Source organism: Pseudomonas sp. K8 (genome assembly GCF_014889455.1).
GTDB lineage: Bacteria > Pseudomonadota > Gammaproteobacteria > Pseudomonadales > Pseudomonadaceae > Aquipseudomonas > Aquipseudomonas veronii.
This window is the reverse complement of record NZ_VJWO01000001.1, coordinates 224,548-237,948: the sequence shown is the minus strand read 5'-3', so window position 1 is coordinate 237,948 and position 13,401 is coordinate 224,548. Positions and strand designations below refer to the sequence as shown.

Below are 13,401 nucleotides of genomic sequence, written 5' to 3'. Positions count from 1 at the left end.
ATGCACGGCGAATCTCCAATCAAACGTCGCGTATCGCGCAAGATCTGGGTCGGCTCGGTGCCGGTGGGTGGCGACGCCCCCATCGCGGTACAGAGCATGACCAACAGCGACACCAACGATGTTGCTGCCACCGTCGCCCAGATCAACCGTCTGGAAGCCGCCGGCGTCGACATCGTGCGGGTTTCCGTACCGGATATGGATGCCGCCGAAGCCTTCGGCCGCATCAAGCAACTGGTCAAGGTGCCGCTGGTTGCCGACATCCACTTCGACTACCGGATCGCTTTGCGCGTGGCCGAACTGGGCGTCGATTGCCTGCGCATCAACCCGGGCAACATCGGTCGCGAAGACCGTGTACGCGCGGTGGTGGATGCTGCCCGTGATCGCGGGATTCCGATCCGCATCGGCGTCAACGCCGGTTCCCTGGAAAAAGACCTGCAAAAAAAATACGGCGAGCCGACCCCGGCCGCGCTGGTTGAATCGGCGCTGCGCCACGTTGAACACCTTGAGCGTCTGAACTTCCAGGACTTCAAGGTCAGCGTAAAGGCCTCCGACGTGTTCATGGCGGTAGAAGCCTACCGCCTGCTGGCCAAGGAAATCGTGCAGCCGCTGCACCTGGGTATCACTGAAGCGGGCGGTTTGCGCTCAGGCACAGTGAAATCTGCGGTGGGTCTCGGTATGCTGCTCGCCGAAGGGATTGGCGATACTATCCGCATCTCCCTGGCGGCAGACCCGGTAGAGGAAGTGAAGGTCGGTTACGACATTCTCAAATCCCTGCATTTGCGTTCCCGTGGCATCAACTTCATTGCCTGCCCGAGCTGCTCGCGGCAGAACTTCGACGTGGTGAAAACCATGAACGAACTGGAAGGGCGCCTCGAAGACTTGCTGGTGCCGCTGGATGTCGCGGTGATCGGTTGTGTGGTCAACGGGCCGGGTGAAGCCAAGGAAGCCCATATCGGCTTGACCGGCGGCACGCCGAACCTGATTTACATCGACGGCAAGCCGTCGCAGAAACTGACGAATGACAATCTGGTGGATGAGCTCGAAAGACTGATCCGCCAGAAAGCGGCCGAAAAGGTCGAGGCTGACGCTGCAGTTATCGCGCGCGGCTGATCCAGCGAATTTAAGGAATAGATGTGAGCAAGTCTCTGCAAGCCATTCGTGGCATGAACGACATCCTTCCGGAGCAGACGCCGCTGTGGCGCTACTTCGAGAACACCGTTGCGCGTCTGCTGGATAACTACGGTTACAAACAGATCCGTATGCCGATCGTCGAGTTCACCGAGCTGTTCAAGCGCTCCATCGGTGAAGTGACCGACATCGTCGAAAAAGAGATGTACACCTTCGAAGACCGCAACGGTGATTCCCTGACCTTGCGTCCGGAAGGCACCGCCGCGTGCGTGCGCGCCGTGCTCGAGCATGGCCTCACCGGCGGTGGCCAGCCGCAGAAGCTGTGGTACATCGGGCCGATGTTCCGCCACGAGCGCCCGCAGAAAGGCCGTTATCGCCAGTTCCACCAGATCGGCCTGGAAGTGTTCAACCTCGACGGTCCGGACATCGACGCCGAACTGATCGTGCTGACCTGGCGCCTGTGGGGCCTGCTGGGCATCCGCGATGCGGTCAAGCTTGAACTCAACAGCCTGGGCACCAGTGAGTCCCGGGGCCGCTATCGCGTCGCCCTGGTCGAGTACCTGTCTGCCCACCTGGACAAGTTGGACGAAGACAGCCAGCGCCGTCTGAAAACCAACCCGTTGCGCGTCCTCGATACCAAGAACGCCGACACGCAGGCCGTGCTGGTCAATGCGCCGAAGATGGCTGATTACCTGGACGACGAATCCCGCACCCACTTCGAGGGGCTCAAGGCGCGCCTGGAAGCCGCCGGGATTCCTTACGTGATCAACCCGAAACTGGTGCGCGGCCTCGACTACTACAGCAAGACCGTGTTCGAGTGGGTCACCGACAAGCTCGGCGCCCAGGGCACCGTGTGTGCCGGTGGCCGTTATGACGGCCTGGTCGAGCAGATGGGCGGCAAGCCGACTCCCGGCGTGGGTTTTGCCATGGGTATCGAGCGCCTGATCCTGCTGCTGGAAACCCTGGAACAGGTTCCGGAAGAAATCTCCCGTCAGGTGGACGTGTACCTGTGCGCATTTGGCGAGGCCGCCGAACTGGCTGCCCTGGCCCTGAGCGAAAAAGTGCGCGACCAGTTGCCGAACCTGCGCCTGCAGATCAATGCCGGCGCCGGCAGCTTCAAGAGCCAGTTCAAGAAGGCCGACAAGAGCGGTGCGCTGTACGCACTGATCCTCGGCGATGACGAATTGGCCCAGCAAGTGATAGGTTTCAAACCCCTGCGTGGCCAGGGCGAGCAACAGAACATTGCCTTTGATGCGCTCGCCGCGCACTTGGCCACCTGCGTCGTGCAGGGTTGAAGCTGTCGAACAGCCGAATTTAGCGATTAAGGAGTGTTGGGGTGTCGAGTACTGATGATGAGCAGCTGGCCGAGTTCAAGGACTGGTGGCAGCGTAACGGCAAGCCCCTGGTTACCGGCGGCCTGCTGGCTTTAGTGGTGGTGTTCGGCTGGCAAGCCTGGCACAAGTATCAGGCCAACCAGTCCCAGGGCGCCTCGATCCTCTATCAGCAATTGCTGGAAAGCACGCTGACGCCGAGCGGCAAGCCCGATCCTGCGCAAGTGGCAGACCTGGCCGGCAAGCTCAAGAGCGAATTTGGCGGTAGCACCTACGCCCAATACGGCAGCCTGTTCGTCGCGAAAGTCGCGGTCGACACCGGCAAGCTGGATGACGCCGTCGCCGAACTGAAGGCCATCGCCGACAAGCCGACCAACCCGACCCTGGGTGAAATCGCACGTCAGCGCCTGGCTCAGGTATTGGCGGCACAGAACAAGGCCGACGAAGCACTCAAACTGCTCGACGGCGACGCTGACAAGGCATTTGTAGCCACTCGCGAAGAGCTCAAGGGTGACCTGTTGGTCCAATTGGGTCGTACCGACGAAGCCAATGCTGCGTACCAAAAAGCCAAGGCGGCGCTGTCTGATGAAGCGGCGGTCGGTGGCTTACAAATCAAGCTCGACGACTTGGCCAAAGGGGATGCGTGACGTGATCCGTTGGAAACATGCAGCATTGCTGGCTCTGGCCGTTCTGGCCGCGGGTTGCAGCAGCAACAGTAAAAAAGAACTGCCTCCGGCCGAGCTGACCAGCTTCAAGGAAGAAGTGGTCCTGCAAAAGCAGTGGAGCCGCTCCATCGGTGACGGTCAGGGCGAAACCTACAACATGTTGGTACCGGCAATCGACGGTGACAACATTGTGGCCGCTGACGTGACCGGCGTGGTGATCTCCATGGATCGCATGAACGGCGACGTGAAGTGGAAGAAAGACCTCGAACTGCCTGTATCCGGCGCCGTCGGCGTGGGTTACGGCATGGTCATGCTCGGCACGCTCAAGGGCGAAGTCGTGGCGCTGGACTCCAGCACCGGTGAAGAGAAATGGCGCGCTCGCGTGACCAGTGAAGTCCTCGCACCGCCTGCCACCAACGGCGACATCGTCGTGGTGCAAACCCAGGACGACCGTGTGATCGGCCTCGACGCCAGCACTGGCGCCCAGCGCTGGTTGTACGACAGCACCCCTGCGGTGCTGACCCTGCGCGGTACCAGTGGTCCGGTTGTGACCAATAATCTGGCCGTTGCGGGACTGTCGACCGGTAAAGTGGTCGCCCTGAATACCCAGAACGGCGTGCCGATCTGGGAAACGCGTGTGGCGATCCCGCAAGGTCGTTCGGAACTGGATCGTGTCGTCGACATCGACGGTGGCTTGCTGCTGTCCGGCGAAACCCTCTACGTCGCTACCTACCAGGGCCGTGTCGCGGCACTGGACCTGCAAAGCGGCCGCGTCAACTGGCAGCGTGATGCTTCCAGCTACGCCGGTGTCGCCCAAGGGTTTGGCAGCGTCTACGTAAGCCTGTCGTCCGGCACCGTTGAAAGTGTCGACGAACGTTCCACCACTGCGCTGTGGAGCAACGACTCTCTGGCCCGCCGTCAACTGTCGGCACCGGAAGTGTTCTCCAGCTACGTAGTGGTAGGCGACTTCGAAGGCTACCTGCACCTGCTGAGCCAGGTAGACGGTCGCTTTGTGGGTCGCGAGCGCATCGACAGCGACGGCCTGCGTGCTCGTCCGCTGGTCGTGGGTAACATGCTTTATGTGTTTGGCAACAGCGGCAAGCTGGAAGCCCTGACCATCAAGTAAAGGTTTGACTATGCTTGGGGTTACCCCCAGGCGGCCCTGCTTCATTGCTTAATGTAGGAGCGAGCTTGCTCGCGAAGGACGTCAACGCTCACGCGGGTTTCTGGATCAACGCGGCGTCCTCAGGTTTTTCGCGAGCAAGCTCGCTCCTACAGGAACCAGTGTCGGGCAGGGTATGTGGCATTTCAAATGCCGCCCCGAGCACCAGCCGCTGCCTTGCAGCGGCTTTTGTATTTTCTGAAATAACGAAGTGGAGAGCCGCATGGTTCCCGTAATCGCCCTGGTGGGCCGACCTAACGTCGGCAAGTCCACCTTGTTCAACCGCCTGACCAGGACTCGCGACGCCATTGTCGGCGACTTGTCCGGTCTGACCCGTGATCGCCAATACGGTGAGGCAAAGTGGCAAGGGCGCTCCTACATTATTGTCGACACCGGTGGTATCTCCGGTGACGAGCATGGCATGGACGAAAAGATGGCCGAGCAGTCGCTGCTGGCCATTGAAGAAGCCGATGTCGTGTTGTTCCTGGTGGACGCCCGCGCGGGCTACACCGCTGCCGACCAGATGATCGGCGAGCACCTGCGCAAGCGCAACAAGCGTTCCTACGTGGTCGCCAACAAGATCGACAACATCGATCCTGAAATGGCCCGTGCCGAATTCAGCCCGATGGGCCTGGGCGACGCGATCCCGATCGCCGGTGCCCACGGTCGCGGCATCACCCAGATGTTGGAAATCGCCCTGCGTGACTTCCCTAAGGATGACGCCGAGGAAGAAGAGGGCGAAGAAGAGGTCGTCGCCGAAGGTGAGGAAGCCAAGCGCATTCCGGGCCCGAGCGAAAAAGACGGTATCAAGATCGCCATCATCGGCCGTCCCAACGTCGGCAAGTCGACCCTGGTCAACCGTATGCTCGGTGAAGACCGGGTCATCGTGTATGACCAGCCTGGCACTACTCGCGACAGTATCTACATCCCGTTCGAGCGTAACGACGAGAAGTACACGCTGATCGACACCGCGGGTGTGCGCAAGCGCGGCAAGATCCACGAGGAAGTTGAAAAGTTCTCCGTGGTGAAAACCCTGCAGGCGATCAAAGACGCCAACGTGGTGATCTTCGTGATGGACGCCCGCGAAGGCGTGGTGGACCACGACCTCAACCTGCTGGGCTTCGCCCTTGAGGCTGGTCGGGCGCTGGTGATCGCGATCAACAAGTGGGACGGCATGACGCCGAGCGAGCGCGATTTCGTCAAGATCGAACTGCAGCGTCGTCTGTTCTTCGTCGAGTTCGCCGATATCCACTTTATCTCGGCACTGCACGGCACCGGCGTGGGCAATCTCTACGCGTCCGTACAGAACTCGTTCAAGTCCGCGGTCACCCGCTGGCCGACCAACCGTCTGACCCAGATCCTCGAAGACGCGGTCGGCGAGCACGCACCGCCGATGGTCAACAACCGCCGGATCAAACTGCGTTACGCCCACTTGGGTGGTGCCAACCCGCCGATTATCGTGATCCACGGTAACCAGATCGAGAAGGTGCCTAAATCCTACGTGCGTTACCTGGAAAACACCTACCGCCGTGTCTTGAAGCTGGTCGGTACGCCGATCCGTATCGAGTTCAAGGGTGGCGAGAACCCATACGAAGGCAACAAGAACACACTGACTGACCGTCAGGTGAACAAGAAGCGTCGTTTGATGACTCACCATAAGAAGGCCGACAAGAAGCGCCGCGACAAGCGCTGATTCCGACCTCGCAAAAAGGGCTCTTTACGGGCCCTTTTTTGTGCGCGGTGGTTTGCGCCTTGACCCGATGCAGTTGGCAGCTTAAAACTTGCGGTTCACCTGCAGGGGCCTCCGATGATCAACAGCAAGCTGCCAAATGTCGGCACGACCATTTTCACCACCATGTCGCAACTCGCTGCCGAAACCGGCGCGCTCAACCTGTCCCAGGGCTTCCCTGACTTCAATGGCCCGCAGGGTTTGCTCGATGCCGTGGGCAAGCATGTCGCCAGCGGCCATAACCAATACGCACCGATGACCGGCCTGCCAGCCCTGCGCCAGCAAGTAGCGGCCAAGATCGCGCGCAGCTATGGCGCCACGGTCAGCCCCGACAGCGAAGTGACGATCACGCCCGGAGCCACGGCGGCGATCTTCTGCGCGATCCAGGCGGTGATCCGCAGCGGCGATGAGGTCATCGTGTTCGACCCGTGCTACGACAGCTATGAGCCTTCGGTCGAGTTGGCCGGCGGTCGCTGCGTGCATGTGCAACTGAACCTGGAAAACTTCAGCCTCGACTTTGAAAAGATCCAGGCGGCGTTGTCTGCGCGCACGCGCATGATCATCCTGAACACGCCGCATAACCCCACCGGCGCACTGATCAGCCGCGCCGAGCTGGACCTGTTGGCGGCCTTGATCCGCGACCGCGATATTTACCTGGTCAGCGATGAGGTCTACGAACATCTGGTGTTTGACGGTGTGCCTCATGTCAGCGTGCTGGCCCACGAAGAACTGTATCAACGTGCGTTCGTGGTCAGTTCCTTCGGCAAGACCTATCACGTCACCGGCTGGAAAACCGGCTACGTGGTCGCGCCACCGGCACTGACCATCGAATTGCGCAAGGTGCATCAATATGTCAACTTTTGCGGCGTGACCCCGCTGCAGTACGCGTTGGCAGACTTCATGGCCGAACACCCGGAACACGTCGAAGAACTGCCGGCCTTTTACCAGGCCAAGCGCGACCTGTTCTGCGACCTGTTGACGCCGTCGCGTTTCAGCTTTACCCGGGTCACCGGTACTTACTTCCAACTGGTGGATTATTCAGCGATTCGCCCAGACCTGGATGACGTCGCCATGTCGTTGTGGATGACCCGCGAGCATGGCGTAGCGACGATCCCGGTTTCGGTGTTCTATCAGCATCCACCCCAAGGCCAGCGCCTGGTGCGCCTGTGCTTTGCCAAACGCGAGGAGACGCTGCAACAAGCAGCTGAGAAACTATGCGTGATCTGAATGCACTACCCGACCTGAACATCGCCCTGGTCCAGACCAGCCTGGCCTGGCACAACCGCCAGGCCAACTTCGATCACTTCGAACTGTTGCTGGAACAGGCCCGTGGCGCCGACCTGATCATCCTGCCGGAGATGTTCACCACCGGTTTCTCCATGGACTCGGCCACCCAGGCCGAACCGGAAAATGGCCCGACCCATCGCTGGCTCCAGAGCCAGGCGGCGAAGTACAACGCGGTGATCACCGGCAGTGTGATCATCCAGGCCGCCGACGGCAGCCACCGCAACCGTCTGTTATGGGCGCGGCCGGATGGCGAGGTGCTGCATTACGATAAGCGCCACCTGTTTCGCATGGCCGGCGAGCACAATCACTACACGCCCGGCGAGCGCCAGGAGCTGTTCGAGATAAAGGGCTGGCGTATTCGCCCATTGATTTGCTACGACCTGCGCTTTCCGGTGTGGAGTCGTGACGCCCAGGATACCGACCTGCTGCTGTACACGGCCAACTGGCCGGGGGCGCGACGCCAGCATTGGAACCGGTTGCTGCCAGCGCGGGCGATCGAGAACCTGTGTTATGTGGCGGCGGTGAATCGGGTGGGTACCGACGGCAAAGGCTTCGCTTATACCGGGGATAGCCAGGTGCTGGACTTCCAGGGTGAGAGCCTGTTGAGTGCGGGGGAGGCGGACGGGGTGTTTACGGTGTGCCTCAAAGCGGATGAATTGGCGGCTTACCGCAGCAAATTTCCGGCGAACCTGGATGCCGATACTTTTCAGTTTGTCTGACAGACCGCTATCGCGGGCAAGCCCACTCCCACATTCGAGCCAAACACGGTCAAAATGTGGGAGTGGGCTTGCCCGCGATGAGGCCCCGACAGACCACACACATCCAAAGCCCAACAAAAAAGGCCCCTGAGTTCTCACCCAGGGGCCTTTTGCATGTCAGCGCTCAGTGTTTACGCCGCTTTCGCTTCCAAATGGCTCAGCGAGCGGTTCAGGGCGCTGAATACCGCCTTGAAGCTGGCCGTGGTGAAGTTTTCATCAATGCCCACGCCATGCACCGGACGCTCACCGTTCACTCGCAGCTCGATGTAGGCCGCAGCCTTGGCGTTGGTGCCGGCACCGATTGCGTGTTCGTTGTAGTCCATGATTTCCACGCCAATCGGCAGGCTGGCGACCAGGGCTTCGAGCGCACCGTTGCCCTTGCCGTGCCAGTGCAGGTTGGTTTCGCCCTGGCCTTTGCCCGAGACTTCCACTTCCACGGTGCTGTTACCGTTTTCTTCCTGCAGACGATGGCTGACCAGCGCGTAGGGCGTGTTGGCTTGCAGGTATTCACGCTGCAACAGCGCGTGAATCTGCGAAGCGCTCATCTCCAGGCCCACGCGGTCGGTTTCGGCCTGAACCACTTGGCTGAACTCGATCTGCATGCGACGCGGCAAGCTGATGCCGTATTCCTGCTCCAGCAGGTAGGCGATGCCGCCTTTGCCCGACTGGCTGTTCACCCGGATCACCGCCTCGTAGCTGCGGCCGATGTCGGCCGGGTCGATCGGCAAGTACGGCACTTCCCACAGGGCGTCGGGTTTCTGCTGGGCGAAGCCCTTGCGGATTGCGTCCTGGTGGGAGCCGGAGAATGCTGTGTGTACCAGGTCGCCGACATACGGGTGACGTGGATGCACCTGGATCTGGTTGCATTCCTCGACCACTTTGCGCACGCCGTCGATGTCGGAGAAGTCCAGTTCAGGGTTCACGCCCTGGGTGTAGAGGTTCAACGCCACGTTGACCAGGTCGACGTTACCGGTACGCTCGCCGTTGCCGAACAGGCAGCCTTCGACACGGTCGGCGCCGGCCATCAGGCCCAATTCGGTGGCGGCTACGCCGGTGCCACGGTCGTTGTGGGTGTGCAGGCTGATGATCACGCTGTCACGACGGTTGACATGACGACCGAACCACTCGATCTGGTCGGCATAGATGTTCGGCGTGGCGCATTCAACGGTGGCCGGCAGGTTGAGGATCATCTTGTGCTCGGGCGTCGGGTTCCACACCTCGATCACTGCGTCACACACTTCCTTGGCGAATTCCAGCTCGGTGGCGCTGAAGGTCTCTGGCGAGTATTCGAACGTCCACTGGGTTTCCGGCTGCTGGGCGGCGTATTTGACGAACAGCTTGGCCGCGTTGACCGCGATGGCCTTGATCCCGTCCTTGTCCTGGTTGAACACGATGCGACGGAAGGACGGCGAGGTGGCGTTGTACAGGTGGACGATGGCTTTTTTCGCGCCGCGCAGGGATTCGAAGGTGCGCTCGATCAAGTCTTCACGGCCCTGGGTCAGCACCTGGATGGTGGTGTCCTCGGGGATGTGGTTGCCTTCGATCAGGGTGCGGACGAAGTCGAAGTCGGTTTGCGAAGCGGCCGGGAACGAGGCTTCGATTTCCTTCACGCCGACGGCGACCAGGGTCTTCCAGAAGCGCAGTTTTTTCACTGCATCCATCGGTTCGATCAGCGACTGGTTGCCATCACGCAGGTCGGAGCTGCACCAGATCGGCGCGGTGGTGATGGTTTTCGACGGCCAGGTGCGGTCCGGAATATCGATGGTCGGAAACGCGCGGTACTTCGAAGACGGGTCTTTGAGCATGCTCATCGGGAAATCCTTTGGTGGAGGGGCCGAAAAAGGGCGGCCTGCCGGAAAACTGTTATGGGGTATAAAACAAGGGACGAGGCAGATCGATTCAGCCTGGCAGTCGTGCGCTGACAAGGCACAGGCTGCGGTGCTGGCGGAGCAAAATGAGTGTGTGAGAGGTTTTCATAAGCTCAACCCTAACCGCCGGGGTGAAAGATGGCAAGTAGTCCAGAAAAATTGAGATAAGTTCTTCTGTGGGCGTAGGAAACGAGATTTTATGCTTGGTAAATAGTCTGGGGCTGGTTTTAATTGCGCAGCCTCTATCGGCTGCGCAATCGAGTCGGTCAAGGTTGAAATGCGCCGATAAAGATCGCGGGATCCACCCGTGCATCGTTCAGGCTGACATTCCAGTGCATATGCGGCCCGGTCGCGCGACCCGTCGCGCCGACCTTGCCCACCACCGCGCCGCGTGCCAGTTGCTGGCCCGCACTGACATCGATCTTCGACATATGGCAGAACATGCTGATAAAGCCCTGGCCGTGGTCGACGAACACGGTGTTGCCGTTGAAGAAGTAGTTGCCGGTCAGGATCACCTTGCCCGCCGCCGGGGTCTTGATCGGTGTGCCGGCGGGGACGGCGAAATCCAGGCCTGAATGCGGATTGCGTTCTTCGCCGTTGAAGAAGCGACGCACGCCGAACTTGCTCGACAGCGGGCCGTTGACCGGTTTGTCCAGCAGCAGGTTGCTTGGCAGGTTAGGGCTGAAACGGCGGTAAGCCTTGATCTGCACCGCCAGCTCGGCCTCGATGCGTCTGAGTTGCGCCGGGGCGGGGTTGACCTGGCTTTTGTTCTTCAGGGTGATGCGCTGTTCCGGGTACTGCTTGTAGCCGACGATAAACGGCAGGTTGCGCCCGCCGCTGCTGATGCGTTCGTTGCCGGGTTTGACCGTCAACGGAATGCCGACAATCGCCAGCCAGTTGGCCTGCTCCTTGACCACCAGGACCGGCTTGCCCTGGTAGGTGGCTTTCGGCGCGGCCGCCGCGGGGCCCAGGTCGACGACCGCCACACCGCCGGGCACCGGCTTGTTCAAGGCCCGGATGATGAAGCTGTCGGCGTGGGCGTTGACGGTCAGGCACAGCAGCATCAACAGGCTGAAAAAACGTGGCATCGATCAATCCAATAACGAAAGGGTGACGGGTGTCAGGTGGTTGTCTTCCACCCGCACTTGCAATTGGCCTTCACCGAGGCGCGCAGTCAGACGCTGGCCGGTGTGGGTCTGCGCGGCATTGCGAATCGCCTGGCCGCGTTCGTCGAGCAGGATGCTGTAGCCGCGGCCGAGAGTCGCCAGCGGGCTGACCACTTGCAGCGTCTGCACCTGGCTTTGCAGTTGCAGGCGGCGCGCCTTGAGGCCTTCGCGCATGGCGCGGGGCAGGCGTTCGGCGAGGCTGTCCAGGCGTTGGCGCAGCAAGGCCAGTTGGCGGCCGGGGTGTTGGCCGGCGAGGCGGGTTTCCAGGCGGATCAAGCGTTCGCGGCGGGTATTGAGGCTGCGTTCGAAAGCGCGGCGCAGGCGCATGTCCAGGTCGTCCAGGCGCTGGGCCTGTTGGCGCAGACGTTCGCCGGGGTGGCGCAGGCGGCGGGCCATGCCTTCGAGGCGCAGGCGGTCGTGGCTTAGCCGGTTGCGCATCAGCATCACCAGGCGGCGGTGCAGGCTGTCGACCTGGCGCACCAGGTTGCTGGCGTCCGGAGCGAGCAGTTCTGCGGCGGCAGACGGTGTCGGCGCGCGCACGTCGGCGACAAAGTCGCTGATCGACACATCGGTCTCATGGCCGATGGCGCTGACGATCGGCGTCACGCACGCATCCACCGCCCGGGCCACGGCTTCTTCGTTGAAGCACCAGAGGTCTTCCAGCGAGCCGCCGCCACGGGCCAGGATCAATGCGTCGAAGCCACGCGCGTCGGCCAGCTTCAGCGCGCGCACGATCTGCGCCACCGCTTCGCGGCCCTGTACGGCCGTGGGGATCAAGGTGAGTTGCACCTGCGGCGCGCGGCGGCGGAACACGCTGATGATGTCGCGGATCACCGCGCCGGTCGGCGAGCTGATAATGCCGATGCGCTGCGGATGGGCCGGCAACGCCACCTTGCGGTCGGCGCTGAACAGGCCTTCGGCGCTGAGTTTTTCCTTCAGCGCATCGAAGGCCAGGCGCAGCGCGCCATCGCCGGCGGGCTCGACAGTGTCGAGGATCAGTTGATAGTCGCCACGGCCCTCGAACAGCGAGACCTTGCCGCGCACTTTCACCGCCAGGCCGTCCTTCAAGGCCTGGCGCACCCGCGCGGCGTTCTGCCGGAACAGCGCGCAACGCACTTGGGCGCCGCTGTCCTTGAGGGTGAAGTACACATGGCCGGAAGCCGGGCGGGCGAGGTTGGAGATCTCGCCTTCGACCCAGATATTGGTGAACACGTCTTCCAGCAACACCCGCGCACGGCCGTTGAGTTGGCTGACAGTCAGGACCTCGCGGTCCAGGCCCAGGCGGGCGAACGGATCTTTAATCATGGAGAGGGATCTTTAATCATGGGCGGCAGTTTATAGGCATTCGCGCAAGGTTTGGCAGAATTGCTCCACCAACGCGCTCGGTGTGTGCGGGCAGGCCAGGGCTACGGTACTCAGGCAGTCCGGGTCGGCCAGGGGTAAAAAATGCACGGCGGCCGGGGCGATGTCCTGCATCGATTTTGGTAACAAGGCAATACCGAAGCCGGCCTGGATCAACTGCAACTGCGTGGTCTTGCGCGACATGACCCGTGCAGCCTTGGGGAAAAATCCGGCACGCATGCACAACTCGGCCGACAGATAGCTCAGCCCGCCGCGCTGGGGGTGGGGGACCGAGATAAACGCTTCGTCCTTGAGTTGGGCCAATTCGACCGGTGCCTGGCAGCGGGCTAGCGCGTGGTTCGGCGGTACGGCCAGCAGTAACTGCTCGCTGTATAAAGGCACCACACGCACGCCTTCGCGCTGGCGTAGCACCGGCAGGCGCAGTAGGCCGACGTCCAGGCGACCGTCGGCAATTTCTTCGAGTTGGGCTTCGGAGGACAGTTTGGCGATATCCATCGATACGCCGGGGCAGCGCTCCAGCCAGGTGCTGATGCCGCGCAGCAGCGCGCCGCTCATCGGCACGGTGCTCGAATGGCTCAAGCGCAGAGTGCCGACCTGGCCGTTACCCACTTGCGTCGCCATCTCGCTGGCCTTGTGCAGTTCACTCAGCAGATTGCGCGCCCGCGGGTAGAAGGCTTCACCGGCGGCGGTCAGCCGAGGCAGGCGCGCGGTGCGTTCGAACAATGGGGTGTGCAGTTGGTTTTCCAGTTCTTTGATCTGCCGGCTCAGGGCCGATTGCGCGACAAACAGGCGCTCGGCGGCGGCGCTGAAGCTGCCGCTGTCGGCGATTTCGACGAAGTAGCGCAGTTGGCGGGTGGAAATCACACGTCATGCCTTTTCGAGATGGGTAGAGGGCTTTGAAGATATTAGTCGCAACTCTCACCCGTGGCTAAAGTGATGCACCTC

11 protein-coding genes are annotated in these 13,401 nt (G+C 61.4%); 7 read left to right on the top strand and 4 right to left on the bottom strand.

Features of this window, described 5'->3' with window-relative positions:
- The 7 genes from ispG (at window position 1) to INT12_RS01020 (ending at window position 8,021) form a co-directional block, all read left to right on the top strand.
- Entirely contained in the window at window positions 1–1,110 is a 1,110-nt protein-coding gene (gene ispG / locus INT12_RS01050) for a flavodoxin-dependent (E)-4-hydroxy-3-methylbut-2-enyl-diphosphate synthase (protein WP_017846175.1), read from the top strand.
- 23 nt (window positions 1,111–1,133) lie between these two features.
- Window positions 1,134–2,423 carry a histidine--tRNA ligase gene (gene hisS / locus INT12_RS01045; protein ID WP_017846174.1) on the top strand — a complete coding sequence of 430 codons (1,290 nt, stop codon included), beginning with the start codon at window positions 1,134–1,136 and terminating at the stop codon, window positions 2,421–2,423.
- Window positions 2,424–2,464: 41 nt separating this feature from the next.
- Entirely contained in the window at window positions 2,465–3,106 is a 642-nt protein-coding gene (locus tag INT12_RS01040; RefSeq protein WP_017846173.1) for a YfgM family protein, read from the top strand.
- Window positions 3,099–4,250 (top strand): outer membrane protein assembly factor BamB, encoded by a 1,152-nt coding sequence (gene bamB, locus INT12_RS01035; RefSeq protein WP_104904504.1) that lies wholly within the window; start codon window positions 3,099–3,101, stop codon window positions 4,248–4,250. The genes INT12_RS01040 and bamB overlap by 8 nt, the downstream gene beginning before the upstream one ends.
- A 259-nt stretch (window positions 4,251–4,509) precedes the next feature.
- On the top strand, window positions 4,510–5,979 hold the full coding sequence (der, locus tag INT12_RS01030; RefSeq protein WP_017846171.1) for a ribosome biogenesis GTPase Der: 1,470 nt from the start codon (window positions 4,510–4,512) through the stop codon (window positions 5,977–5,979).
- A 114-nt stretch (window positions 5,980–6,093) separates the two neighbouring features.
- A complete protein-coding gene (locus tag INT12_RS01025; RefSeq protein WP_046382181.1) occupies window positions 6,094–7,242 on the top strand; it encodes a pyridoxal phosphate-dependent aminotransferase in 1,149 nt (382 codons plus the stop codon).
- A complete protein-coding gene (locus INT12_RS01020) occupies window positions 7,230–8,021 on the top strand; it encodes an amidohydrolase (protein ID WP_193039573.1) in 792 nt (263 codons plus the stop codon). The genes INT12_RS01025 and INT12_RS01020 overlap by 13 nt, the downstream gene beginning before the upstream one ends.
- Before the next feature lie 170 nt (window positions 8,022–8,191).
- Here INT12_RS01020 and leuA read toward each other — a convergent pair whose 3' ends face one another.
- The 4 genes from leuA to INT12_RS01000 all read right to left on the bottom strand — a co-directional run bounded on the left by leuA (window position 8,192) and on the right by INT12_RS01000 (window position 13,320).
- Window positions 8,192–9,871 (bottom strand): 2-isopropylmalate synthase, encoded by a 1,680-nt coding sequence (gene leuA, locus INT12_RS01015; protein WP_017846168.1) that lies wholly within the window; start codon window positions 9,869–9,871, stop codon window positions 8,192–8,194.
- Window positions 9,872–10,194: 323 nt separating this feature from the next.
- Window positions 10,195–11,016 carry a M23 family metallopeptidase gene (locus INT12_RS01010; protein ID WP_193039574.1) on the bottom strand — a complete coding sequence of 274 codons (822 nt, stop codon included), beginning with the start codon at window positions 11,014–11,016 and terminating at the stop codon, window positions 10,195–10,197.
- 3 nt (window positions 11,017–11,019) lie between these two features.
- Complete coding sequence (xseA, locus tag INT12_RS01005; protein ID WP_017846166.1) at window positions 11,020–12,399, bottom strand: exodeoxyribonuclease VII large subunit; 1,380 nt, start codon at window positions 12,397–12,399, stop codon at window positions 11,020–11,022.
- Window positions 12,400–12,429: 30 nt separating this feature from the next.
- A complete protein-coding gene (locus tag INT12_RS01000) occupies window positions 12,430–13,320 on the bottom strand; it encodes a LysR family transcriptional regulator (RefSeq protein WP_046382184.1) in 891 nt (296 codons plus the stop codon).
- Between the last annotated feature and the right edge of the window lie 81 nt (window positions 13,321–13,401).

Bases quoted from the DNA above. Each gene is read 5' to 3' on its own strand.
- INT12_RS01020 (WP_193039573.1), top strand. From the start codon at position 7,230: ATGCGTGATCTGAATGCACTACCCGACCTGAACATCGCCCTGGTCCAG.
- der (WP_017846171.1), top strand. From the start codon at position 4,510: ATGGTTCCCGTAATCGCCCTGGTGGGCCGACCTAACGTCGGCAAGTCC.
- INT12_RS01025 (WP_046382181.1), top strand. From the start codon at position 6,094: ATGATCAACAGCAAGCTGCCAAATGTCGGCACGACCATTTTCACCACC.
- xseA (WP_017846166.1), bottom strand. From the start codon at position 12,399: ATGATTAAAGATCCGTTCGCCCGCCTGGGCCTGGACCGCGAGGTCCTG.
- bamB (WP_104904504.1), top strand. From the start codon at position 3,099: ATGCGTGACGTGATCCGTTGGAAACATGCAGCATTGCTGGCTCTGGCC.
- ispG (WP_017846175.1), top strand. From the start codon at position 1: ATGCACGGCGAATCTCCAATCAAACGTCGCGTATCGCGCAAGATCTGG.
- leuA (WP_017846168.1), bottom strand. From the start codon at position 9,871: ATGAGCATGCTCAAAGACCCGTCTTCGAAGTACCGCGCGTTTCCGACC.
- INT12_RS01010 (WP_193039574.1), bottom strand. From the start codon at position 11,016: ATGCCACGTTTTTTCAGCCTGTTGATGCTGCTGTGCCTGACCGTCAAC.